This window comes from Cognatundibacterium squillarum, from assembly GCF_014652435.1.
GTDB lineage: Bacteria > Pseudomonadota > Gammaproteobacteria > Burkholderiales > Burkholderiaceae_D > Undibacterium > Undibacterium squillarum.
In genome coordinates this window covers 966,097-988,987 of sequence record NZ_BMYU01000001.1, presented here as the reverse complement: position 1 = coordinate 988,987, position 22,891 = coordinate 966,097, and the positions used below count along the sequence as shown (strand labels likewise).

At 54.5% G+C, this 22,891-nt stretch carries 20 protein-coding genes and 1 tRNA gene; 11 read left to right on the top strand and 10 right to left on the bottom strand.

Annotated elements, in window-relative coordinates; genetic code table 11:
- Positions 1 to 68 precede the first annotated feature (68 nt).
- The 3 genes from IE092_RS04215 (at position 69) to IE092_RS04205 (ending at position 2,332) form a co-directional block, all read left to right on the top strand.
- Entirely contained in the window at positions 69 to 851 is a 783-nt protein-coding gene (locus IE092_RS04215) for an SDR family NAD(P)-dependent oxidoreductase (protein ID WP_189355717.1), read from the top strand.
- Positions 852 to 1,114: 263 nt separating this feature from the next.
- Positions 1,115 to 1,903, top strand: coding sequence for a substrate-binding periplasmic protein (locus IE092_RS04210; RefSeq protein ID WP_189355716.1), 789 nt, complete (start codon positions 1,115 to 1,117; stop codon positions 1,901 to 1,903).
- A 120-nt stretch (positions 1,904 to 2,023) separates the two neighbouring features.
- Positions 2,024 to 2,332, top strand: coding sequence for a hypothetical protein (locus tag IE092_RS04205; protein ID WP_189355715.1), 309 nt, complete (start codon positions 2,024 to 2,026; stop codon positions 2,330 to 2,332).
- Between the two features lie 245 nt (positions 2,333 to 2,577).
- Here the strand turns inward: IE092_RS04205 and IE092_RS04200 are convergent.
- The 4 genes from IE092_RS04200 to IE092_RS04185 all read right to left on the bottom strand — a co-directional run bounded on the left by IE092_RS04200 (position 2,578) and on the right by IE092_RS04185 (position 6,239).
- Positions 2,578 to 2,662, bottom strand: a tRNA-Leu gene (locus tag IE092_RS04200).
- Between the two features lie 53 nt (positions 2,663 to 2,715).
- Positions 2,716 to 4,083, bottom strand: a complete 1,368-nt coding sequence (locus IE092_RS04195; protein WP_189355714.1) for an MATE family efflux transporter — start codon at positions 4,081 to 4,083, stop codon at positions 2,716 to 2,718.
- Entirely contained in the window at positions 4,083 to 5,801 is a 1,719-nt protein-coding gene (locus IE092_RS04190; protein WP_189355713.1) for an ArnT family glycosyltransferase, read from the bottom strand. Before IE092_RS04190 ends, IE092_RS04195 begins: the two co-directional genes overlap by 1 nt.
- Before the next feature lie 168 nt (positions 5,802 to 5,969).
- Positions 5,970 to 6,239, bottom strand: a complete 270-nt coding sequence (locus IE092_RS04185) for a type B 50S ribosomal protein L31 (protein ID WP_189355712.1) — start codon at positions 6,237 to 6,239, stop codon at positions 5,970 to 5,972.
- Between the two features lie 290 nt (positions 6,240 to 6,529).
- On the opposite strand from IE092_RS04185, the gene IE092_RS04180 reads away from it, so the two are divergent.
- Positions 6,530 to 7,159 (top strand): trimeric intracellular cation channel family protein, encoded by a 630-nt coding sequence (locus IE092_RS04180; protein ID WP_229793014.1) that lies wholly within the window; start codon positions 6,530 to 6,532, stop codon positions 7,157 to 7,159.
- A 253-nt stretch (positions 7,160 to 7,412) separates the two neighbouring features.
- On the opposite strand, the gene IE092_RS04175 is transcribed toward IE092_RS04180, so the two are convergent.
- On the bottom strand, positions 7,413 to 8,087 hold the full coding sequence (locus IE092_RS04175) for a TetR family transcriptional regulator (RefSeq protein WP_189355711.1): 675 nt from the start codon (positions 8,085 to 8,087) through the stop codon (positions 7,413 to 7,415).
- Between the two features lie 84 nt (positions 8,088 to 8,171).
- Here IE092_RS04175 and IE092_RS04170 point away from each other — a divergent pair, with 84 nt between their 5' ends.
- The 6 genes from IE092_RS04170 to IE092_RS04145 all read left to right on the top strand — a co-directional run bounded on the left by IE092_RS04170 (position 8,172) and on the right by IE092_RS04145 (position 18,392).
- Positions 8,172 to 8,363 carry a hypothetical protein gene (locus IE092_RS04170; protein WP_189355710.1) on the top strand — a complete coding sequence of 64 codons (192 nt, stop codon included), beginning with the start codon at positions 8,172 to 8,174 and terminating at the stop codon, positions 8,361 to 8,363.
- An 89-nt stretch (positions 8,364 to 8,452) separates the two neighbouring features.
- A complete protein-coding gene (locus IE092_RS04165) occupies positions 8,453 to 9,778 on the top strand; it encodes an efflux RND transporter periplasmic adaptor subunit (RefSeq protein ID WP_189355709.1) in 1,326 nt (441 codons plus the stop codon).
- Between the two features lie 79 nt (positions 9,779 to 9,857).
- Positions 9,858 to 13,010: an efflux RND transporter permease subunit gene (locus tag IE092_RS04160; protein WP_189355708.1), complete on the top strand. Its 3,153-nt coding sequence runs from the start codon at positions 9,858 to 9,860 to the stop codon at positions 13,008 to 13,010.
- A gap of 3 nt (positions 13,011 to 13,013) precedes the next feature.
- Complete coding sequence (locus IE092_RS04155; protein ID WP_189355707.1) at positions 13,014 to 14,438, top strand: efflux transporter outer membrane subunit; 1,425 nt, start codon at positions 13,014 to 13,016, stop codon at positions 14,436 to 14,438.
- A gap of 213 nt (positions 14,439 to 14,651) precedes the next feature.
- Positions 14,652 to 16,685 (top strand): hypothetical protein, encoded by a 2,034-nt coding sequence (locus IE092_RS18990; protein WP_189355706.1) that lies wholly within the window; start codon positions 14,652 to 14,654, stop codon positions 16,683 to 16,685.
- Between the two features lie 9 nt (positions 16,686 to 16,694).
- Complete coding sequence (locus IE092_RS04145) at positions 16,695 to 18,392, top strand: hypothetical protein (protein WP_189355705.1); 1,698 nt, start codon at positions 16,695 to 16,697, stop codon at positions 18,390 to 18,392.
- 325 nt (positions 18,393 to 18,717) lie between these two features.
- Here the strand turns inward: IE092_RS04145 and IE092_RS04140 are convergent, their stop codons facing one another.
- From IE092_RS04140 to IE092_RS04125, 4 genes are all read right to left on the bottom strand, one after another.
- Positions 18,718 to 19,407 (bottom strand): DNA alkylation repair protein, encoded by a 690-nt coding sequence (locus tag IE092_RS04140; protein ID WP_189355704.1) that lies wholly within the window; start codon positions 19,405 to 19,407, stop codon positions 18,718 to 18,720.
- 21 nt (positions 19,408 to 19,428) lie between these two features.
- The gene (locus IE092_RS04135; protein WP_189355703.1) at positions 19,429 to 19,917 is read right to left on the bottom strand and encodes a hypothetical protein; all 489 of its coding nucleotides are present in this window, start codon (positions 19,915 to 19,917) and stop codon (positions 19,429 to 19,431) included.
- A 50-nt stretch (positions 19,918 to 19,967) separates the two neighbouring features.
- Positions 19,968 to 20,501, bottom strand: a complete 534-nt coding sequence (locus IE092_RS04130; RefSeq protein WP_189355702.1) for a hypothetical protein — start codon at positions 20,499 to 20,501, stop codon at positions 19,968 to 19,970.
- An 85-nt stretch (positions 20,502 to 20,586) separates the two neighbouring features.
- Entirely contained in the window at positions 20,587 to 21,120 is a 534-nt protein-coding gene (locus tag IE092_RS04125; protein WP_189355701.1) for a hypothetical protein, read from the bottom strand.
- Positions 21,121 to 21,152: 32 nt separating this feature from the next.
- Between IE092_RS04125 and IE092_RS04120 the strand changes: the two genes are divergently transcribed.
- Positions 21,153 to 21,572, top strand: a complete 420-nt coding sequence (locus IE092_RS04120; protein ID WP_189355700.1) for a hypothetical protein — start codon at positions 21,153 to 21,155, stop codon at positions 21,570 to 21,572.
- Here the strand turns inward: IE092_RS04120 and rho are convergent.
- Positions 21,522 to 22,784 carry a transcription termination factor Rho gene (rho, locus tag IE092_RS04115; protein WP_189355699.1) on the bottom strand — a complete coding sequence of 421 codons (1,263 nt, stop codon included), beginning with the start codon at positions 22,782 to 22,784 and terminating at the stop codon, positions 21,522 to 21,524. The two genes, IE092_RS04120 and rho, sit on opposite strands and share 51 nt — an antisense overlap.
- Between the last annotated feature and the right edge of the window lie 107 nt (positions 22,785 to 22,891).

Sequence of the window (22,891 nt, the reverse complement as noted above, 5' to 3'; positions counted from 1 at the left end):
ATAGCTAAAATGCCATTTTACCCGCGCCAGCCTCGCTGCAGCGTACCAGACTGACTACAGGCAGATTCATGACCGGCATCATCCTCCACGCACCCGCACAACAAAACTCAAACCGCAGACAGCAGATACTGATCATCGGCGGTACGTCCGGCATCGGGCTGGCGGTGGCGCGGTGCTATCTGGCGCAGGGGCATCAGGTCAGTGTCGCGGGACGTCATCCGCACAAAGTACCTTCAGCATTGCGCGAACAGTATCCGCAATTGCAATGCTTGCAGCTGGATATCCGCGATGCAGCTGCCGTGCGCGATTGCATAGCGATTTTTTCCGAAAGCGGACTTGATCTGTTGCTGGTCAGCGCCGGTATGTATTTCAATGCGCGCAGCCAGCAACTGACGGCCGCACAATGTGCCGACATGATTGGGATTAACGTACACGGCGTGCAATACGCATTTGAAGCGGCAACACAACTGATGCTGCGGCAGGGGCACGGGCAACTGGCCGTGATTGCTTCCGTTGCCGGTCTGCTGAAAGCCGACCCCGGCGCTTCGGTCTACAGCGCCACCAAACGTCAGGTCATCCAGATCGCTGATACCTACCGCCGCGCTTACGCGCCGTTTGGCCTGCAGGTCAGCACGATTATTCCCGGCTATATCAACACTGCGCGTTTGCGTGAACTGAATGGTGGTGACGCCAGCCATAAACCGTTTTTATTGTCCGAAGACGATGCGGCGCAACGCATCACAGATGGCATTGCAAAGCGCAAAGCCATCATCGCTTTCCCGCGCCGCATGATCTGGCTGATCCGTCTGCTCAACCTGTTGCCTGCCAGCCTGCTGCAATTCAGAAAGTAGCAACTATGCAAATATCGTCATTCGATGATTTGCGAGCGCCGGACTTTCTGCCGACGACCGCCGGATCGCTATGCAGAACTCCGCAAAATAGCGGTTTTCAGGCATGAAATAGCAGTTCCGGCAGATGAACGTCGCCAGCACCCAACATCCTCCGGTGATGCCACCATCCTTTGCAAACTTGCGCTGTCTTCCGGCAGCGTCATGCGTTAGGCTGTACGATAACGTTTTTCCGCTTTATTGCTTTTTTGTGTTACGGGATCACAATGCGTGCGATGTCGAAAGCCGGTTTTCTTTTTCTGTGGATGTGCGCCGCTGCTGCGCAGGCTGAACCGCAAAAAATCACCTTATTTCTCAGTGCTCAGCACGATCGCGTGAATCCCGCTGCCGCACTCAGCGCACCGAACCGCCAGTTGCTGGCGTATATCGAAAGTGAAACCGGCGTGCAGTTCGAACGCAAGTTTGTGCCGTGGAAACGCGCACTGCAATCAGCAATAGAAGGCAAGGGCTTTGTATTCGGCGCATCGCAAACGCCGGAACGCTTACAGCATCTGGTGTTCAGCGAACCGATATATATTGATAACGTCTGGATTGTCACCCGCTGCGATGCAAGGTTCAGCTACAACAGCATCGCTGATCTGAAGGGAAAAACCATCGGCATGATCCGCGATGCCTACTACGGGCCGGAAGTCGCCAAAGCTGTTAACTTTGTATTTACACCGGAATACGATGTCAATGATTCGATTTCGCGCTTTGATAAATTATTAAAGCACCGTACCGACGGCATTTTTGTGTACACCCAGCTCACCGATCCGCGTGCGCTGGAAGACATGATGAAAATGCAGTACGGCCGGCTCGCAGAACAGGAAAATCCGGCCATCCGCGAACGCCCGTTTTGCGCTCAGGGCAAACCCGTCCACTCCAGCAGCCTGCACTTCGCCGCCACCCCCGGCTACCACCCAGAATACCTGAAAGAACTCAACAAAGCCCTCAGCAAAGCCGCCAAGTCAGGCTTGCTGGCGAAGTGGTATATCCAGCCTGCGAACAAGCACTGAGCTGAGTTCTTTCCGTCGTCGAATATGAATTGACGTTAATCTGAAAGGCTTACAAGAGCAGCTGCATATTCCACTGCGCCGCAGCGATCGGTGGGCAGATGATTTAATTTCAGGAGAAATATGATGGATGCAATGTGCAATGAAATATATGAAACCAGTGAAATGAAGGTGGTTATATTTGATAGGTATGCTAATACTCGCATAGTCGAAAAATTTTCGGAATTGCCAACTAACATAAGATTCAAACCTCGCCTGATGATCTGCGATAAAGTTGAAAAAACTGTTCAGGTTCCTGTTGCAGAGATCAGATTGTCGACTGTGGACAAGACTGGTCAGCTCGTAGAAAAAGATAAAGCTACTCTCTTGTTAATTGAATATCTTGATAAAGATGGGAATATATTAGAGGTGACACACATGAAAAAATATTGATCCTTTAATGCGTAATCTCACAGTGGCAAAAAGGGCTTTATCTATTGTGCTGCATGGATGCGTAGGTCGTTCGCAAAACAGCTAAATTCGCGCCGTTTACGGGGGCATCAGATAACGAGGTAAGTAAAACGACCAGTGTGCTGGAAAAAATTCTTAACGCACATGAATGCCCAAAGAGCCTTTCGAATTTGTAAATCGGACAAAACGAAAAAAGCCCCTTGATTTCTCAAGGGGCTTGCATTCTTTGGTGCCGAGAGCCGGAATCGAACCGGCACGCCTTGCGGCGCGGGATTTTGAGTCCCGTGCGTCTACCAGTTCCGCCATCTCGGCAACGCACAGATCGCGATTATGACAGCACGGCGACGACTTTGCAAGTACGGGCATTAATGTGTGTGCAGATGGCGGTAGCGGCGCTGGATGATCAGCAGGTAGGCGAGCAGGGCGGTGGCGATCAGCAGGGTGCCGGCGGTGTTGGCGATCCAGTAACCGGCGGCGCCGAGTGTGGCGTTATCAAACCAGTGCAGCGGATTGAAGGCGAGCAGATAACCGCCGCCGAGTCCGCAGCCCCATAAGGCCAGCGCGTACAGCAGCGTGGGGCCGGTGGCGACTTTGTAGGCGCGCAGGTTGAAGGCACACACGATCTGCACACCATCGACGATCTGATACAGACAAATGTAAGTCAGTAAAGGCATGGCAGCGGCGGCGATGGCGGCATTGTTGGTGTACATGCCGAGAATCAGCGGACGACCCAGCCAGATCAGCACAGCGGCCGGAACAGAAAACATCAGCGCCAGCCGTATACCCGCTAAGGCGGTGTGCTGCGCGCGCGGCAGGTCGCGTGCGCCGATGGCTTGCGCGGTCAGGGTGCTGCTGGCACTGGCCAGCGACAGCGGAATCATGTACAGAATAGTGCCGAAGTTGGCGGTGATCTGGTGGCCTGCGACCGCCAGTTCGCTGATGCGGGCAATGAATAAGGCCATGCATGCGTAAGCGCTGACTTCGATCAGATAGCTGAAGCCCATTGGAATGCCGAGCGCGAGGAATTGACGGAACGCGGCTTTCTGCGGCGCAACCCAGCCTTGTCCCCACAACTGAAATGACTGATAAAACGGATTGCGGCGCAGAATGACAAAGGCGACTGCCAGCATGATCCATGAAATCACCACCGTTGCCACCGCGCAGCCGGGGCCGCCCATGGCCGGAATACCGAAGCCACCGAAAATAAATAAAGAATTCAGCGGAAATTTCATTGCCAGCGCCAGCAATTGAATCAGCATCACCATTTTTGGTTTGCCGACCGCATTGTTTAAACCGCTGTAAATACGAAAACCCAGTGTGGCGGGCAGGGCCAGCGCCAGTATCTGCAGGTAATGCGCGGCTTTGTCGTACAGCTCGCCTTCGGCATTGGAGATTTGCAGCAAAGGCGCGGGGAACAATAACAGTAAGCAACCACTAAGGCTGAGTGCAGCTGCCAGCCAGACGGCCTGGCGTACTTTGTCGCCGATCTGATGAAAATCTTTTGCGCCGTATAACTGGCCGATGATGGGGGAAATCGCTTGCAGAACGCCGTTCAGGCCGACGAAGATCGTCACGTACAACGACACGCCGATGGCCAGCGCTGCCAGATCGGTGGCGGAATAACGCGAGGTCATCGCGGTATCGATCACTCCATTGCTGACCGTGGCGAGCTGGCCGATCAGCGTTGGCCATGCCAGTGCGCTGATCTGACGTTCATAAGCAAAGCGCGACATTAGCGACGGCGGCGGTACAGGGTGAACAATTCATCTTTGTCACCGGCGCGATGACCAATCCAGACCGATTCCCACTGACGGGCTTCGTAAGGTTCCGGCATGTCCGGCACCAGATTGCGTTTGCGGCTGTGTTGCAGCAGCAGGTAATCGCAACGCTGATCACTGAAACCGGCAAAACGGATATCGCCGAAATACGCGAACGATGCGCGCTGCGAAGCGCCGATGTAAGCGTCTACACACTTGTATTTAACGGGCAGTTTGGCGCTGAGTTCGGTGGTCAGGCTGGCATAGCTGATACGCTGATTCAGCCACGGCAGCCACAGCGTCATCAGCAACAGCCAGCATAAAATCACACCGCCACCGGATAACACCACTGCACGCCACAACACGGCAGGGCGACGTGAAATACGCCAGTACACCAGCGCAAACCAGGCAACCGTGGCCAGCATCGCAGTCATCATCGCCAGCGGCTGGCTGGCACCGTTGTAGTCGGGTAGCAGCAGGTTCAGTTGTTGCGCCAGTCCTTTTGGCCAGCCGGTTTGTTGTGCAATCCAGCCCAGCCAGATCAGTCCGGCGACGCCGGTCATGATCATCACCGAGAACCAATCCACAGCATTAATGGTACTGCGTTTAACGGTGGTCAGACCGAAGGCGGCCAGAATCGCGAATACCGGCAGTATTGGTAACAGGATGGTTTCTTCCGAATGCTTGTTCAGACAAGCCAGCAGCAGGAAGCACAGCAGATACGCCACCGGCAGCAGAATGTGCAGCGGCTTTTCCTGACGACGCCACGCGTACACAGCCCAGATCGCAAACGGCCATGCTGGCCATGCAAACCACAGCAGATATTTGAAGGTGTAGCTGACAGATTCGCTGGTCGGGCCGCTGACCAGACGGTAATTCCATTCCATCCAGGCGGGGAAAGGGCTGCTGTCGAACGGGTGTACCTGATTCAGGCCAAAACGCCATGCCAGCACCGGCAATGCCGCCAGTAACAATGCCGGAAACAGGGCTTTGAACACTTTGCCCTGACGGCGATAAGCAGCAACGCCCGCCAGTGTCAGTAAAACTGCCAGCGGCAATACCCAGCCTTTGGTGAGTGCCAGCAAACCGGCAGTCGCGCCCAGCATCAGGCCTGCGCGGTAACCGGGGGTGTCGAACAGGCGTACGCTCTGATAAAACAAAAAGGCGATCAGCGAAATCTGCAGAGTTTCGACGCTGGTTTCGTGGCTGTGCAACAGCAGACCAAGGCTGGCGATATAAATCAGTAAAGCGCCGTCGGCCAGTGTGCGGCCAAAGTCGCGCGGATCGGGCTGGCCGCCGAATGCCAGTTTCATTGGCTGTGCTTCCGGACGGCGACCGAGCAAATACGTCGCGTACCAGACCGAGACTGCGCCAATCATGAAGAAAATCCCGCCGGCTAAACGCGCTGCCATCGGATCACCGAACACGCCGCCGAATAAGCGGATAAATAAAGCGCCGATCCAGTAAGCGAGCGGGCCTTTTTCCGGTGTTGGCATACCAGCCACATGCGGCCAGAGCCAGTCAGACAGGCTGCCGTGCGCCATCGTCCACATCATGCCGAATGCGCTGGCATCATCACCTTTCCACGGATCGCGGCCAATCAGGCCGGGCAGAATATACAGCAGACACAGGGCGAAAATCGCCCAGCGGGGCAGGGCAACCGTAGCAGCGGCGGGGAGTCGGACAGGCTTCATAAACAGACCGGTGAATAGTCAGAAAAATTCAGGAACGGGGTTGTGCGGCAATGCATTGCCATTATCCGGTTCCGAAGGCTGCATTGTAAGGAAAACAGCAGGGAACGGCAGTGCCGGACAGAAAAAAAGGCAGCCGCAGCTGCCTTTTTATCGTCGGTGATAACCGGATTACTGTTGAGCAACAGCAGTACGGGAACCAACTTTGCCGAATTTCTGACGGAATTTTTCAACACGGCCAGCGGTATCAACGATTTTGTGCTTACCAGTGTAGAAAGGATGAGATTCAGCAGAAACCTCGATCTTGATCAGAGGGTATTCTTTACCTTCGAATTCGATAGTTTCTTTAGTGTGGATAGTGGAACGTGTCACGAATTTGAAATCGATAGAAACGTCGTGGAACACTACTTCACGGTAATTTGGGTGGATACCAGCTTTCATAATTGCCTCAGTATATGTGGGGTAGCCAATACACACTTCGTCGGCCGGCTTGCTTCTTGGCCCGATTGCGCATCACTTGCCTCGGTTGAACAAAGATCATGACGAAAAACGTCAAGCCCTCGATTATACAATGATTTATGCCCGCAGAGCGCAAGTTTACAGGGGTAAAATCACCGCCGCGTGATCGCCGTGATCACGCCTGAGTGCCGGAGAAACAGAGTTTCCACGCTACAATATGCTGATTTTGCTCCTTTTTGCAGGAGCTTCGGCGTAGATGGAGGAAAGAATCAATGGCGGTCAGTTACTTAAGCATGAGTGCGATGTTACATACCATAGAACTGATCGGTGTACTGGCGTTTGCCTGCTCGGGCCTGATTGAAGCCCGCCGCAAACGCATGGACTGGGTGGGCGTGTTCACGGTGGCCTTTATTGCCGCGTTTGGCGGCGGTACGCTGCGCGATTTGCTGTTAGACCGGCGACCGCTGTTCTGGGTGGAAAATCAGGAATACCCGATCATCCTGTTTATCCTGACGCTGATTGCGGTACCGATGCTGCGCCGCCTGCGCCAGATCATGACGGATAAAGTGCTGGACTGGGCCGATGCAATTGGTCTGGGCTTGTTTTCGGTGAATGGCACCTCGATGGCGATGGAAGCCGGTATGCCGGTGTTTGTCTGCGTGATGATGGGCGTGATTACCGGCATTTTTGGCGGTGTGCTGCGCGACATTATCTGTAACGAAATCCCGATGGTGTTCCGTCGCAGCCAGTTGTATGCGACCTGTGCGTTTGCCGGTTGCTGGATTTATCTGGCAGGACATTATGTGGAGTTACCGGAAGTGGTCAGCCTGCTGGCGGGGATTCTGAGTACCTTCATCCTGCGGATACTGGCGATCCGTTTTGACTGGAAACTGCCAGCCTGAGCAGTTGGTCGGACCTGTTATCTGTGCAGAACTCGTCATCTGACATTTCCGGAGGCCCGGACTTTCTGCCGACGACCGCCGGGTTGCTGTGCTGAACACCGCATTTGAGGCATTTTCAGGCGCTTTCGGGCGCTTTCGGGACTGGTAAGGCAATTCCGGCAACCATGAAAAAAGCACCGTCAACCAGATAAGGTTCGGTGCTTTTTGTTTTGGATTGGCCGGAAGGCGTTTGCGCCTGATGCAGTGTCCGGTCTCAGGCAGCGGGGCTGGCAGCGGGAGTAGCCTGCGTGTTGCAGCCAGCGCTGATGCGTGGCGGACAGGCGCGTAAGCCGGCGATGAACATATCCACCATCGCTTCTGCTTTTTGCAGCAGACAAAACGCACTCGGGTCTTCCAGCCATTCATGCACGATACCGACCAGATAAGCATGGTTGGCCTGCATCGCCATATACGTATCGGTATCCGGCGGCAGCATGCCCAGTGCAACCGCCCGTACAAACAGAGATTCGACCTGATTCAGGCATTCGTCGCGCTTGGCTTTTTCTTCTTCGATGACCTGCATCACCGAATTTTTTTCGCAGCGGTGAAACATAATGTCGAACACGCGGCGCTGGCGTTCGTCGCCGGCGGTTTTGTGCAGAAAGTGCAGGTTCAGGCGGCGCAGGGCAAACAGCGGATCATCATCCGTGCTGGACGTGATTTCATTCAGCAGCACTTCCATCGGCAAAAATGCACGGTCGCACATGGCTTTGAACAGCGCGTTTTTATCTTTGAAATGCCAGTAAATCGCGCCACGGGTCATGCCTGCCGCCTGTGCGACATCATTCAGCGTCGTATTCGTGACGCCTTTGGCGGCAAATACCTGTTCGGCTGCATTCAGCAGCGCGGCGTGGGTTTCCTGAGCTTCTTCTTTCGTTTTCCTGACCATTTTTGCTTCTCCGTTCCGGCATTGTTGGCTGATGACGGGATATCAGCGTCACCGTATTTCATTGTTCGGTCACGCTGATCTGCCATGCTTGCTGTACAGGGGTACGGCGCCGGTGAACTGGGCGGCATCTTAAGTTCAGCGCACTGTTTGCGCAATGACGAATGCACAAACTTTGCTCACATTTCTTTCGGCAACATTGTTAAATATTGTGAAGTTTTGACGATGTGCCAAACGCTGACCAATACTTTTTCCATCTTCACCATGAAAACCCTGTGAATTTCGGGGGCAATGCAGAATTTCATTTACAAACATTCGTGTATGTATATAATCCTACACCATCCTTTCCCTGTTATGAAAGTGTATTTATGCAACCAAATTCTCGAATGACTCTTCGTGCCGGTGTCGCGGCATTTCGTTCTGCGGTGCAGAGCAGCAGCTGGCGTAAGCTGGCGCTGGTCTTGCCGGTAGCGGTGCTGGCCGCTTGCGGACAACAACAGCAGGGCGGTCCCGGTATGGGCAAAATGCCGCCGCCGGAAGTCAGTGTGGTAACTGTGCAGGCGCGTGATCTGGACGTGGATTACGAATACGTTGGCCAGACTGCCGGTCTGAAAGAAACCGAAATCCGCGCCCGTGTGCCGGGCATCCTGGAAAACCGTCTGTATGAAGAAGGTGCCCGCGTTAAAGCGGGTACTGTGCTTTTCCAGATCGATCCGGGTACGTATCAGACCCAGTTAGCGGCAGCAGAAGCATCGCTGGGCGTGGCGGAAGCTAAACTGAATCAGGCAAAACGCGAATTTGCGCGTTTGTTGCCACTGGCAGCCGACAAAGCCATCAGCCAGAAAGAAATGGATGATGCGAAGTCCGCGCTGGAACTGGCCGATGCCAGCTACAAACAAGTTAAAGCGCAAGTCGCCGAAGCGAAGCTGAATCTGAGCTATACCAAAGTCGTTGCGCCGATTGACGGTGTGACCGGCACCGCTGCCAAATCCAACGGTAATCTGATTACCGCAGCTGACAATCTGCTGACCACCATCGTGCAAACCGATCAGCTGTATGTGAACTTCAGTATTCCGGAAGCGGATTACCTGAAAGTGGCAAAAGAAGTTGGCGCAGGCAAAGTCAGCGTACCGGGCAAACGCGCAGCCAATGGCAGTATCGGTTTCGATGTGAAACTGAAACTGGCAGACGGCAGTATGTTTGCACAAACCGGCAAAATGAATTTCGTCAGCGAAAAAATCACCACCGCAAACGGCGGCTTTGATGCGCGTGCCATCGTGGCAAATCCGGATGGCAGCCTGCGTCCGGGTCAGTTTGTCCGCGTGATTCTGTCCGGCGCGAAACGTCAGGCAGCACTGGCTGTGCCACAACGTGCAGTGATTGATTCGCCGATGGGCAAAATGGTGTTCGCCGTGTCACCGGACAATAAACTGGTACCGAAACCGGTTGAGCTGGACGGCTGGTCGCACGGTGAATGGATCGTCACCAAAGGGATTAATGCCGGTGACCGCGTACTGGTCGATGGTTTCATCAAAGCCCATGATCCGGGTATGACTGTGACACCGGTGCCGCTGTCTGCGAAAGAAGCGGCTGCGCTGCCTGCCAATCCGTCTGCACCTGCTGCAGCACAGAAACAGGGCGCACAACCGGCTGCCAGCGCATCTGCACAGGCTTCTGCACAGAGTACAAAATAATCTGCAATGTCATTCTGCCTTCAGTGCGCATCTGCGCGGCTGAAGCGGCAGGCTTGACGGCAGAAGAAAAGGAAACTTCATGTTCTCTAAATTTTTTATTAATAGGCCGATTTTTGCGACGGTAATTTCGTTGCTGATCGTGCTGGCCGGTCTGGCTGCATTACGGGTATTGCCGATTTCGCGCTATCCCGAAATTGCACCGCCGGTGGTGAATGTCACCGCGTTTTATCCGGGTGCATCCGCTGAAGTGGTGGAGCGCACGGTAGCGGCACCGATCGAAGAGCAGATCAATGGTGTGGAACATATGCTGTATATGGATTCCACGTCGTCTGCTGACGGTCGCGTATCGATTAACGTGACGTTTGAAGTCGGTACCAATCTGGATATTGCAGCGGTTAACGTGAATAACCGCGTGCGTCAGGCAGATCCGAAACTGCCGCAGGAAGTACGTCGTCAGGGTGTGACGGTTGCGAAAAGCTCGTCTAACTTCCTGGTGGTGGCTGCGCTGTATTCGCCGGATAACCGTTACGACGCGCTGTATCTGTCGAACTATGCAACGCAAAACGTGCTGGATGCGATCAAACGCATTCCGGGAACAACCAACGTGCAGATTTTCGGTGCCAAAGATTACGCGATGCGCGTCTGGATGCGTCCTGACCGTATGGCGCAAATGGGCGTGACCGTGGCGGATTTGTCGAATGCGATTGGTGAGCAGAATAACCAGTACGCTGCCGGTAAGATCGGTGCGACGCCGGGCAACACCGAAGAACTGACCATGACCGTGACTGCCAAAGGCCGTCTGCTGGACCCGGAAGAATTCGGCAATATTATTGTGCGTTCTTCAAAAACCGGCGGCACTGTGCGTGTACGCGATGTGGCGCGGGTGGAACTCGGTTCCAAAGATTACAACCTGCTGGGTCGTGTGAATGGTCACCCGTCGGCGAATATCGGTGTGTTCCTGCAAACCGGTGCAAATGCGCTGGAAACCCGCGAAGCGGTTGAGAAAACCCTGAAGGAACTGGCCGCCAAATTCCCGGAAGGCATGACTTATGCCGTACCGTACGACACAACACCGTTTGTCAGCGAATCGATTCATGAAGTGCTGAAAACGCTGGTGGAAGCGATGGTGCTGGTCTTCATCGTGGTGTATCTGTTCCTGCAAAGCTGGCGCGCTACCATCATTCCGACACTGGCTGTTCCTGTGTCGCTGATCGGTACCATGGCGGGTCTGCATTTGCTTGGCTACAGCATTAATACGCTGACGCTGTTCGGTATGGTGCTGGCGATCGGTATCGTGGTGGACGATGCGATTGTGGTGCTGGAAAACGTTGAGCGTCTGATGAATGAAGAGGGCATGAGCCCGAAAGATGCAGCGATTGAAGCGATGCGCGAAGTGACAGGGCCGGTGATTGCGATTGTGCTGGTGCTGACTGCAGCGTTCGGCCCGATTGCTTTCCTCGGTGGTCTGGCAGGTGAGTTGTACCGTCAGTTCTCGGTCACGATTTCGATTGCGGTGATTTTGTCCGGCGTGGTTGCGCTGACGCTGACACCGGCATTGTGTGCACTGATCCTGAAACCGGGTGCAGAAAATCATAATGCGTTCTTTACATGGTTTAACGCGGCCTTCCTGCGCCTGACCAAACGCTATACCAACGGTGTGAGTTTCTTCCTGCGCCGTGCAGTACTGGCAACCATGCTGGTGCTGGGTATGCTGGCACTGACCGGCGTGTTGTGGAAAACCGTGCCGGGTGGTCTGGTGCCGGATGAAGATCAGGGTTATTTCATCGGTGCAGCGATTATGCCGGATGGTGCTTCGCTGGCGCGTACCGACAAAATGGTGCAGCAGGTTGAATCCATCATGCAGAAAAACAAGGATATCGATACCACCTTCGCACTGGTGGGTCTGGATTTCCTCGGTGGCGGCGGTCTGAAATCATCTTCCGCGACCATGTTCTTCCCGCTGAAACCATGGGAAGAGCGTAGTAAGTCTGCGCAGCAACTGGTGGGCGAATCCTACATGCAGACTGGCCGTATCAAAGAAGGCTTACCGCTGTTCTTTGCGCCGCCTGCAATTCAGGGTCTGGGTCAGACCGGTGGTTTTGAGTTCTATATGCAGAATGCCGGTGAAGGCGGTGTTAAACGCATCGCGCAACTGATGCCGGCATTCCTGGCAGAAGCGAACAAGCAGCCGGAACTGGCGGGTGTGAAAACCCTGTGGCAAGGCAGCTCGCCACAACTGTACGTGGATGTCGATAACGAAAAAGCGCGTTCCATGGGTGTGGCTTTGTCGGATGTGTATAACACGCTGGCAGCAACACTGGGCAGCTACTATGTGAATGACTTCAACAAAGCCGGTCGTATTTACACGGTGCAGTTGCAGGCAGAAGGTGAATTCCGTTCCAAACCGGAAGACATTGGCAATATGTACGTGCGTTCCGCCACCACTGGTCAGATGATTCCGGTACGTGCGTTCACTACGATCAAGTTTGTGACCGGCCCGGATTCTGTACAGCGCTTTAACGGTTTGCCTGCGATCAAAATCATGGGTGAAGCGAAAGCCGGTTACAGCTCAGGTCAGGCACTGGCAGCAATGGAACGTGTGGCGAAACAAGTGTTCCCGTCTGACGTGACTTACGACTGGGGCGGCGCTTCGTATCAGGAAAAACGCAGCAGCAGCGCCGGTAGTCTGGCGCTGGCCGCAGGTGTGCTGATGATCTTCCTGATTCTGGCGGCGCAGTATGAAAAATGGTCGCTGCCGTTCTCTGTGTTGCTGGCAATGCCGTTCGGTATATTCGGCGCGCTGCTGGCGGTGTACCTGCGTCACTTCAACAATGACGTGTACTTCCAGATTGGTCTGGTGACCTTGCTGGGCTTGTCCGCGAAAAATGCGATTCTGATTGTGGAATTTGCGGTCATGAAAGTACAGGAAGGTTATGCGCCGGTGGCGGCAGCGGTGGAAGCAGCACGTCTGCGTTTCCGTCCGATTCTGATGACATCGCTGGCATTTATTCTGGGTGTGGTTCCGCTGGCGTTCTCCAGCGGTGCCGGTGCGGCGGCGCGTCAGTCGCTGGGTACCGGTGTGCTGGGCGGTATGCTGGCAGCCACCTTCCTCGCTATTTTCTTTGTACCGTTGTTCTTCAAGCTGATCCACGATCGCCGCTTTAAAACAACCGAAGAAGACTTCCATCATCCTGTGCATGTTTTACACAATGCAGAAGCAGGTAAGGAGTAAGGTATGAGAGCATCAACATTTACGATCTCTGCACTGCTGGCCGCGATGGTTTTGTCCGGCTGTGCATCTGTCGGCCCGGACTATCAGCGTCCGGCGATGGAAACCACAGTGATGTGGAAAACCGCTGGTCAGCAACAGACTGACTTCGCAAACTGGTGGAAACAATTTCAGGACCCGGTACTGGATCAGTTAATCGCGGAAGCGATCAGCTCGAATCAGGATCTGGTGGCAGCCACCGGCCGTATGGAAGAAGCGCGTGCGCTGGCAGTCGGTGCCCGTGCCAACCGCTTCCCGTCGGTGGATGCGACTGCCGGTGCCAGCCGTTCCAAAGCCAGCGAAACCACCGGTCGTCTGGCGGCCGGTGCGGATCCGCGCAGCAAGGATTTTCAGCTGGGCCTGACCGCATCGTACGAAGTCGATATCTGGGGCAAATTGTCGCGTGCGGATGAAGCAGCAAAAGCGCGCTATCTGGCATCGGAAGCTAACCGCAACACCGTGCGTACATCGGTACTCAGCAGCGTGGTGCAGACTTACTTCAGTCTGCGTGCCGCAGATGAGCAGGTGCAACTGGCGCAGGATACGCTGAAGAGCCGTCAGACTGTGCTGGCGCTGCAGCAAAAACGCCGCGCCGCCGGTGCGATCGGTGATGCTGATCTGCATCTGGCAGAAAGCGAAGCTGCCGGTGCCGAAGTAACGCTGGCGCAGGCAAAGCAAAATCAGGCCGGTCTGGAATCAGCGCTGGCAGTCTTGCTCGGCCGTACACCAGCCGCCGTGGCGCAACCGCAGATTGCACGCGGTAAGCCAGTGCAGGCTTTGTACAGCCTCGCCGGTTTGCCTGCCGATTTGCCATCCGATGTGCTGCAACGCCGTCCGGATCTGATCGCTGCCGAGCAAAACCTGATTGCCGCCAACGCGGATATCGGACAGGCGAAAGCGCAGTATTTCCCTAGTCTGCGTCTGACTGCATCCACCGGCTATGAATCAAACGTACTGGAAAACCTGACCAAACCGGGTTCGCTGTTATGGAATCTGGCCGGTAATCTGGTGCAGCCGGTATTCCGTGCCGGTGCAATTGATGCCGTTGTGGCCGGTGCCGAAGCACGTAAAACCACGGCCACAGCACAGTATGTGCAGGCAGTGCAGGGCGCGTTCCGCGATGTGCATGATGCACTGTCCGCAGTCAGCACCAATGATCAGGTGTATCAGGCCAGCCTGAAGCGTGTTGATGCGCTGCGTGATAGTCAGCGGATTATCCAGCGTCGCTACGAGCAGGGTTACAGCAGCTACAGCGAAGTGCTGAATGCACAGCGTGATCTGGCGCAGGTACAAACTGCCCTGATTGAAGCGCAGCGTGCGCATCTGGCAGCCGTTGTCAGCTTGTACAAAGCGGTCGGCGGTGGTTGGGATGTTTCTGCACCCCGCGCCTGAGAAGGAGATCTTTCTTCTGAAAAAGGCTTGCTGCGGCAAGCCTTTTTTTATGCGCGGAACAAAAGATGCAGCAGATTGCATGTTGCGCGATCTTCCACGAATTGCAGGTAAATTTCCGGAAAATGCATGGATCGTAATGTTTTGGCATTGTTTCCGGCCGGAACGCCCACTTACAATACTTGCTTCTACTGTGTTTCCGTATAAAGGCTTGCCGTGGCTACTTCTTCGCCATTTTCGCGCCGCAGCGCATCTCCGTTATTGTTATCCCTGACAGCTGCCATTCTGTGCTGGTCAGAACAGGTGCAGGCTTACTGCCCGCCGACCAATCCACCGTATCTGCAACAGCAATGTATGGAGCGCGAGCGCCAGCAGGAAGCGGAAAGACAGCGCCGTCAGCAGGAGCAAATGGAGCGCCAGCGTGAGCAGGAGCGCCAGCGTCAGGAAATGGAACGTGAACGCCAGCGTGAGCAGGAAAGACAGCGTCAGGAGCAGGAGCGCGAACGTCAGCGCGAACAGGAAAGGCAACGTCAGGAAGCTGAGCGTGAGCGTCAGCGCCAGGAAAACGAACGCCAGCGCCAGCAACAGTTGCAGCAACAACAGATGCAACAGCAGCAATACCAGCAGCAAATGCAACAGCAGCAGGCGCAGCAGCGTCAGCAGCAGTTACAGCAACAACAAATCCAGCAACAGCAGATGCAGCAGCAACAGATGCAGCAACAGCAGGCGCAGCAACGCCAGCAGCAGCTACAGCAACAGCAGTTGCAGCAACAACAAATCCAGCAACAGCAGATTCAGCAGCAACAGATTCAACAGCAGCAGATGCAGCAACGTCAGCAGCAACTGCAACAGCAGCAAATGCAGAATCAGCAGATGCAGCAACAACAGTATCAGCAGCAGTTGCAACAGCAACAGATGCAGCAGCGCCAGCAGCCGGTACAGGTGCAACCGGTGCAGAATCAGTACACGCAGCAGCAGAATCAGCAAGTGCAGCAACAACAGTATCAGCAACAATTGCAACAGCAGCAAATGCAGCAACAGCAGATGCAACAGCGTCAGCCCGTCTCGCAGCAACAACTGATGCAGCAGACGCAACAGCAACAACAGCAAACACAGGCACAGCCTGTACGTCAGTTGCAGCCGCAGATTCAGCCAGTGCAGGGCATGCCGCCGGCATCGGTTGCGCCACGTCAGTTACAGCCGCAAAATCAGGTCGTAACGCCGCAACAACCTCAGCAACCGCAGCCAGTGCCGGTAAATCAAATGCAGCAGCCGGTCCCCGCACCGGTACAGCCACGGCAGTTGCAGGCGCAGCCTGCGCCTGCCAATGGCACCGTGCCGAATGCGCAGCGTACGCCGTCTGCACCACCGGCAGCGGTGGTAACCAGTGTGCCGGTGCAGCAGAATCAGCATCTTCCTGCCGCAGCACAAATGTATCTGCAACAGCACAATGGTGCGCAATCCGCACATACTGTCGCTAACGGCAATGCGCAGATGCAGCATCAGCCGGTGCAGCAGCAACAACACCAGCAGCCGGTGTACAACGGCTCGATTCGTCAGCCCGGGCAGCACAGCGGCTTGCAGCCTACTGGCGTGATTAATGCACCTCAACAGCAAAACCAGTCGCAACATTCTCAGGGGCAGACGCAACAACATGAGCGGGTGCAGACATTGCCAGTGCAATCCGGTGGTTCTGCGCGTCCCGCCAATGCACCGGTCAGCCAGTCCGGTTTGCTGCAGCAAAGTCGCACGCAGAGCACGGCCACGCAAGGCGGCGCAAATGCCGGCGGCTACCAGAATAACGCGGCAAACAATGGATATGGTTATCCGCAGAACGGTGGAATGCCAGCCGCCGGACAACAGAAAACCAGCGGCCACAGCGCGGAATATCTGCAAAAAGAAGCAGAGCGCAAAGCAGAAGAAGCGCAGAAAAAATCGAACTATTTTCAGGCGTTGATTGCCGGTATCCGTCTGGTGGCGACGAAATGTCCTGACGGAGAAGGCCATTACTATGCAACAGGTGTGCTGCCAAAGCAGCGCCCGAAAGGCGATTACTGTGTGGATGTATCGTATGATGCATACTGCCCCGGATCAGCGGGCTATCCGAGTCGTGGTGTCGCGGATAATTTCATCGGTATGAGTGGTTGCTTTGGCGATACCTACAAGATCGACCCTAAGCCGCCTTGCCCGGTGAAAGAAGTGGAAATTCGTGTGACAGATGTGCGTGAATGCAGCTTCGGGAAAAAGTAAGGGCGTGTCATGAAAAAAAATAAGATTCAGACGATAGCACGCAGTGTGCAGGCCGCAACGCTGCTGGCGCTGGCACTGCAAACGCCGCTGGCCGTATCGCAGCAAACCCAGCCCTACAGCGTGCAGTATCCGAACGGTGCAACCTATCAGGGCGAAGCCATTGGCACCACGCTGCATGGCCGCGGTGTGATGACCTGGCCCAGCGGCGAGCGGTATGAAGGTGAATTTTCACAAGGCAAACGCAACGGCCGTGGCCGTTACAGCTGGCCGGACGGTAATGTGTATGACGGCATTTTTGTGAACGGCGAAAAGCACGGTAAAGGTATTTACAGTTGGGCGAACGGCAATCGTTATGAAGGCGACTTCGTGAATGATCAGCGCACCGGTCAGGGCAAATTTGTCTGGGCGAATGGCGATGTGTACGAAGGCGATTTTGTGAATGGCAAAAAGCATGGTCGCGGTGCATTGCTGTGGGCTAGCGGCATGCGTTACGAAGGCCCGTTTGTGGAGGATGCCCGCACGGGGCAGGGCAGTTTACGCTGGCCGGACGGTAACCGTTACAGCGGCGATTTTGTGGATGGTGAACGTACCGGTCAGGGTATATTTGTCACCGCTGACGGCAATCGCTACGAAGGTAGTTTTGTCAAAGGCCAGCAGCAGGGCGAGGGAACATTTATCTGGAAAGACGGTAGTCGTTATCAGGGTATGTTTGTCGCAAGTAAACGCCACGGTCAGGGCAGTTATACCTGGGCGGACGGCAGCCAGTACACCGGCGACTTTGTGGAAAATGAACGCACCGGCAACGGCGTGTTCTCCACGACGGCGGGTTATTTTTATCAGGGCGGTTTTCTGAACGGCAAGCAACACGGTGCCGGTATCGAAAAATTACCGAACGGTACGCAGTACCAGGGCCAGTTCAGCGAAGGCAAACGCCACGGCGAAGGCATCAGCACCGATAACACAGGACGCCAGACTGCACAGGTCTGGAACATGGGCAATCTGGTGTCGCCACCACCGCTGACCAGCGCAGACGCACCGAAGCCAGAACCGGAAGCGCGTAGCAAAGCGGCAAAAGGCACGCCGGCCAAAACCGGCGCGAACGTCAATGCCAAAGCAGCACCGGCTGCACGCGATCCTGAAATGGCGCAACTGGAAGCCGCGGTGAAAGAGTTTGATGCTGGCCGCTATCCGGTCGCAGCAAAACAGTACCGCCAGATTTTGCAGGCGAATCCGAACAATGCGCTGGCATGGCTGTTTCTGGCGCAGGCGCAGGAAAAAATGGATGAAAAAATGCCTGCGCAAAAATCTTACCGCCGTGTACTGAGTCTGCAGCAGGAAGGTCCCGCAGCAGATGCCGCACGTCAGGCGCTGGAACGTTTTGAGCAGGAACAGGCACGTGCTGAAGCGGGTTTGCTGGCACGCTTTTATTTCGATTATCCGTTTGAACCGCCGGGTCGCCGCGACTGGCGACTGGTGAAACCGGACCGCTGGCTGGAAGTGTATCCGGATGGACGTTTTGAAGCCTTCCGTGTGACCGAAGTGGCGCAGCTCGGTTCCTGCCTCGGCATGCTGACGCAAAAGGAAAACGAAGAATCGTTTGAAGTGTTTATTCCGTTTGATGGCTGCGACAAAATGTGGCTGCGCTTCCGTCGCGGACAAGGTGAGTGGCAGTGGCTCGGCGAAATGAAAGAGGTGCAGTGGCGCTGATACTTTCCGTGATCAGCTTGCACAAAAACGGCAGCGCAGTTCGCTGCCGTTTTTTATTTCTGAGAACGCTGCACGATTAGGCGATGCTGACTTGTTCTGCCGGACATCAGTGTGCTTTGCCGCGACTATGGGTGGAACCTGATCACAGGATGCCAGCAACCGCGTTTTTTGCCCGAATCTGCCTCAAATGCGGTGTTCAGCACAGCAATCCGCTTGTCGTCGGCAGAAAGTCCGGCTCTCCGTAAAACACTCATGCGGCTTTCTGCACAATGGAGGTGTCGCTGCGCCGGAGAATCTGCCTTGTCCGGCGATGTCATGCAGGTAGTTATATCGCTTCAGCGCAGTGCTTTAAGGCTTCACGCTGACTGAGTGGCGACAACTGATCGCGGTGCGCCAGCACAAAGGCGCGCACTGCTTCCGGTGCTTCCCGTGCATAATCGCGCAACGCCCAGCCTATGGCTTTGCGGATAAAAAATTCCTGCTCATGGCTGAGTTGCAGCGCGTAACCGAACAGGCGCTGCGTATCGGTCGCTTTACGCCATCCCAGCTGATGCAGCATCGCAATCCGGCGCACCCAGAAATTTTCGTGCTGTATCGCGGCGTCCATCTGCGCAATCACCGTCGCATCCGTATCACGCAGACGCCGCAGCAAATCCCCCATCACGCCCGCCAGCCCGTCCACGCTGTCCCACCAGGAACGCTGCTGCGCCAGCGTCAGTAACAACGCAATATCTTCGGTTTGCAACAGCTTGTGATGCGCCGCCAGCAAATCCACCGCCACATACTGAAACTCACGCTGCGGCAACTCCCAGCATGCCTGCACCAGCCTCAGCAATTCTGTACGCGGAAATTTTTTCCAGCCCAGCGATTTCACCAGCGCCCGCCGCTCCGGCGCAGACAAACCGATAAACGCAAATTGCCCGCGCTGATAATCCGCCATCGCCTGCGCCTTCTGCGGATTGGCGTGGCTGAGTAAGGTGTGCTGTAAGGCTTGCAGAGCGGTGTTGTGGGGCATGATGAAGTACTCAGATGTGAATTACTGATCTGCACTGGCGTGTGTCGGAAAAATCCGGTTAGCCAGTGACCATGGTCTGAATATCAGATATGAGCCAATACCAAATTGTAGTAAGATTGCCAGCTTCGACATCGCATAGGATGTATCAAACATTCCTTGTCTAAAAAGCCCTATCACCGTTACAAATCCGCCAACGGCGTTCGGAAGCGCGTTGATTACTGTCCAGAGCCCAATGACAACGGACGCAATTGCTACAATATCCCGACTGGAAATACTGGTTTTTTCTTCAGAAGAATGAATGCCGTTTAATAATTTTCCGGCGATTGCTAAAGGGAACTTCCACATAACGACAGCAAGCAGTACTGGCAGCGCAATGCATAGCAGCGAAAGGTAGAAGGGAATTTGGAGAAGGTCTTTGGATGCGTAAAAAATAAAATAAATCTGAAGACCCATCAACGCCAGCCATATTGAAAAGAGTCTGATAAATAAAGCCGTTAACTGCCTACTCATAAACGTGTCCCGATCAATAAGATGAATATTGATATTGATTATAAGCGGGATCAGCGAGAATCATGCTCCCAGCGCCGTGTCTTGAAGTCATAATTTTCAGTTTCGAAAGCTACGAAGGTGGACGGATAAAAAAACGCAGGCTGTGCATCGCGCTCCTCGTTGTCCGGTAATACGTAGCTGAAGCGAGTCAGTGAGACTTCGTTCAGTTCTTCAGGCCTGCGTATGCTTTCGAGACCGGGCGGGTAATGGCCGTGTTGATCAGCGTAGCGCTGAATCCTGTCGGCGATGTCTTGCGCCTGGTTGCGTACATGGTGATGGCGTACCAGATGGATGCCCGCGATTATGAACAAAGCGATCAGCCAGATCAGGGTTTTTTGTGTTAACAGCTTTCGCTGCGCGGGCTTGCTGATGTAGTAGTAAATACTTTGCAGCAGCCATGGGATACAGATAAAACCAAAGAAAATCAGCATGAAACCGGCGCCGCGCTGTGACAAAAGGAATGTCACGATGCTCGCAGCCAGCAGGCTGCCGAGTACGGATTTCAGTTCAGTGGTGCGTGAGCCTTGTTCTGAGAGCTTTTGCATTGTATGACATTCGATCCGTTAGTCAGTGATTCGGGTGGAGTTTGAGGGCTTTCAATAGAAGTGGCTGCAGCGCTGGTCTGGCGTCTCAGTCGTACACATGCTCCCAGCGCCGCGCATTGAAGTCATAGCGATCAACTTCTATGTGCATATAGGTCGCGACATAGAAAAAATCGGGTTTAGCGTCGGGGCCTTTGTTGTCCGGTAAGCCGTAGTGAAACATACCCAGTAGAGCTTTCTCCTGCGCCGGGGATGTGCCTATGCTTTGCAGATCGGGCGGGTAGTGGCCGTGCTGGTCGGCGAAGTTTTGAATTCTGTCAGCGATGTTTTGCGCATGGGTGCGTACATAGTGATGGCGTACCAAATGGATAATGGTGATCAGACTGATGGCCAGCAGCCAGATCAGGATTTTCTGTATCAACAGGTGGCGCTGTTCCGGTTCTTTGACATAGTCATAGATCTTAAACAGCAGCCAGGGGATGAAGATCACCGCAACCACGGCTAAACCTTCTCCCATATGACGCTGCGACAGAATAAATGTCGTAATACCGGCTGCCAGTAGGCTGCCGAGTACGGGTTTCAGTTCAGTCGCGCGCTGGCGCAGTTTGTGGATGTTCAGCATGGGGTAGGGCGTATTTTGCGGGTAGCGGGGCAATGCATCGATTGAATCGTTATTCTTGTTGTTTTGATCATGCAAATCAATTTGTCTGCGACGGGTGGTGTTTGCTGCTGGCTGGTGCTGTTGTTACGGCCTTGGCGTTAGCGAGTAAAAACGCCGGAAAATGCCGGAAATGCGGTGTTCAGCACAGCGATCTGCCTGTTGTCGGCAGAAAGTCTGGCTGTCCGGAAATGGCAGATGCGGAGTTCTGCACAATAGCGCAGATGAAATCGGGAGGATCCGGCAGATGTCAGGCGGCGTCTGCGGTGAGAAATATCGGGGCGACAGGGAAAAGATGCGGGCGTATAAAAACAAAAAACGGTGAGTTGCTTTCGCAATTCACCGTTTTTCTGTGCAGACGGGGATTAACCGCCGCGGCGCATCATTTCAAAAAACTCTGCATTGTTTTTGGTTGAGCGCATTTTGTCGAGGATGAACTCCATCGCTTCGATCTCGTCCATACCGTACAGCAGTTTGCGCAGTACCCAGATCTTCTGTAACTGATCCGGTTTGATCAGCAATTCTTCACGACGGGTACTGGATTTGTTCAGGTTGATCGACGGATACACGCGCTTCTCGGCCAGACGGCGTTCGAGATGCACTTCCATGTTACCGGTACCTTTGAATTCTTCGTAAATCACATCATCCATACGGCTGCCGGTTTCGATCAGCGCAGTTGCGATGATGGTCAGCGAGCCGCCTTCTTCAACATTACGTGCCGCACCGAAGAAGCGTTTAGGACGCTGCAGCGCATTCGCATCCACACCACCAGTCAGCACTTTACCGGACGCAGGGATCACGGTGTTGTAAGCACGGGCCAGACGGGTGATGGAGTCGAGCAGAATGACCACGTCTTTTTTCATTTCGACCAGACGCTTGGCTTTTTCCAGCACCATTTCAGCAACCTGTACGTGGCGCATCGGTGGTTCATCGAAAGTCGATGCAACCACTTCGCCGCGGACGGAACGCTGCATTTCGGTGACTTCTTCCGGACGTTCGTCGATCAGCAGCACGATCAGGGTTACGTCAGGATGATTGGTGGTAATCGCATGCGCAACGTGTTGCAGCATCACGGATTTACCGGATTTCGGCGATGCCACCAGCAAGCCGCGCTGACCACGGCCAATCGGCGCGATCATGTCGATAATACGGCCGGTGACATTTTCTTCGCCGCGCATTTCACGTTCCAGATGCAGGATCTTGTTCGGATGCAGCGGCGTTAAGTTTTCAAACAGAATACGGTGCTTCGACGCTTCCGGCGATTCCCCGTTGACCTTGTCGACTTTCACCAGCGCGAAATAACGTTCGCCGTCTTTCGGTGTACGCACTTCACCTTCGATCGAATCGCCGGTGTGCAGGTTGAAACGACGGATCTGGGACGGAGAAATGTAAATGTCGTCCGTCGATGCCATGTAGCTGGCGTCCGGCGAGCGCAGGAAACCGAAACCATCCGGCAGCACTTCCAGCGTGCCGTCACCGAAAATCTGTTCGCCGGCTTTGGCGCGCTTTTTCAGGATCGCAAACATCAGTTCCTGTTTGCGCATCCGGGCGGCATTGTCAATTTCAAGTCCGATGGCCATTTCCAGCAATGCGGAAACATGTAAGGCCTTTAATTCAGATAAATGCATGGTGAATGTGTGTCCCGGAAACGGGGAAATTAGGTGGGGAAAATACGGGGGAATGACTAAAGAAACAGAGTGTTTGCAAGTCTCTAATGGCTAGCTGCGTCAGCGGC

Coding starts and splice junctions, on each gene's coding strand:
- IE092_RS04160 (WP_189355708.1), top strand. CDS start 9,858: ATGTTCTCTAAATTTTTTATTAATAGGCCGATTTTTGCGACGGTAATT.
- IE092_RS04185 (WP_189355712.1), bottom strand. CDS start 6,239: ATGAAAGCTGGTATCCACCCAAATTACCGTGAAGTAGTGTTCCACGAC.
- IE092_RS04155 (WP_189355707.1), top strand. CDS start 13,014: ATGAGAGCATCAACATTTACGATCTCTGCACTGCTGGCCGCGATGGTT.
- IE092_RS04170 (WP_189355710.1), top strand. CDS start 8,172: ATGCTTGCTGTACAGGGGTACGGCGCCGGTGAACTGGGCGGCATCTTA.
- IE092_RS04135 (WP_189355703.1), bottom strand. CDS start 19,917: ATGAGTAGGCAGTTAACGGCTTTATTTATCAGACTCTTTTCAATATGG.
- IE092_RS04210 (WP_189355716.1), top strand. CDS start 1,115: ATGCGTGCGATGTCGAAAGCCGGTTTTCTTTTTCTGTGGATGTGCGCC.
- IE092_RS04120 (WP_189355700.1), top strand. CDS start 21,153: ATGCATCGATTGAATCGTTATTCTTGTTGTTTTGATCATGCAAATCAA.
- IE092_RS04145 (WP_189355705.1), top strand. CDS start 16,695: ATGAAAAAAAATAAGATTCAGACGATAGCACGCAGTGTGCAGGCCGCA.
- IE092_RS04175 (WP_189355711.1), bottom strand. CDS start 8,087: ATGGTCAGGAAAACGAAAGAAGAAGCTCAGGAAACCCACGCCGCGCTG.
- rho (WP_189355699.1), bottom strand. CDS start 22,784: ATGCATTTATCTGAATTAAAGGCCTTACATGTTTCCGCATTGCTGGAA.
- IE092_RS04215 (WP_189355717.1), top strand. CDS start 69: ATGACCGGCATCATCCTCCACGCACCCGCACAACAAAACTCAAACCGC.
- IE092_RS04190 (WP_189355713.1), bottom strand. CDS start 5,801: ATGAAGCCTGTCCGACTCCCCGCCGCTGCTACGGTTGCCCTGCCCCGC.
- IE092_RS04125 (WP_189355701.1), bottom strand. CDS start 21,120: ATGCTGAACATCCACAAACTGCGCCAGCGCGCGACTGAACTGAAACCC.
- IE092_RS04130 (WP_189355702.1), bottom strand. CDS start 20,501: ATGCAAAAGCTCTCAGAACAAGGCTCACGCACCACTGAACTGAAATCC.
- IE092_RS04165 (WP_189355709.1), top strand. CDS start 8,453: ATGCAACCAAATTCTCGAATGACTCTTCGTGCCGGTGTCGCGGCATTT.
- IE092_RS04140 (WP_189355704.1), bottom strand. CDS start 19,407: ATGCCCCACAACACCGCTCTGCAAGCCTTACAGCACACCTTACTCAGC.
- IE092_RS04180 (WP_229793014.1), top strand. CDS start 6,530: ATGGCGGTCAGTTACTTAAGCATGAGTGCGATGTTACATACCATAGAA.
- IE092_RS04195 (WP_189355714.1), bottom strand. CDS start 4,083: ATGTCGCGCTTTGCTTATGAACGTCAGATCAGCGCACTGGCATGGCCA.
- IE092_RS04205 (WP_189355715.1), top strand. CDS start 2,024: ATGATGGATGCAATGTGCAATGAAATATATGAAACCAGTGAAATGAAG.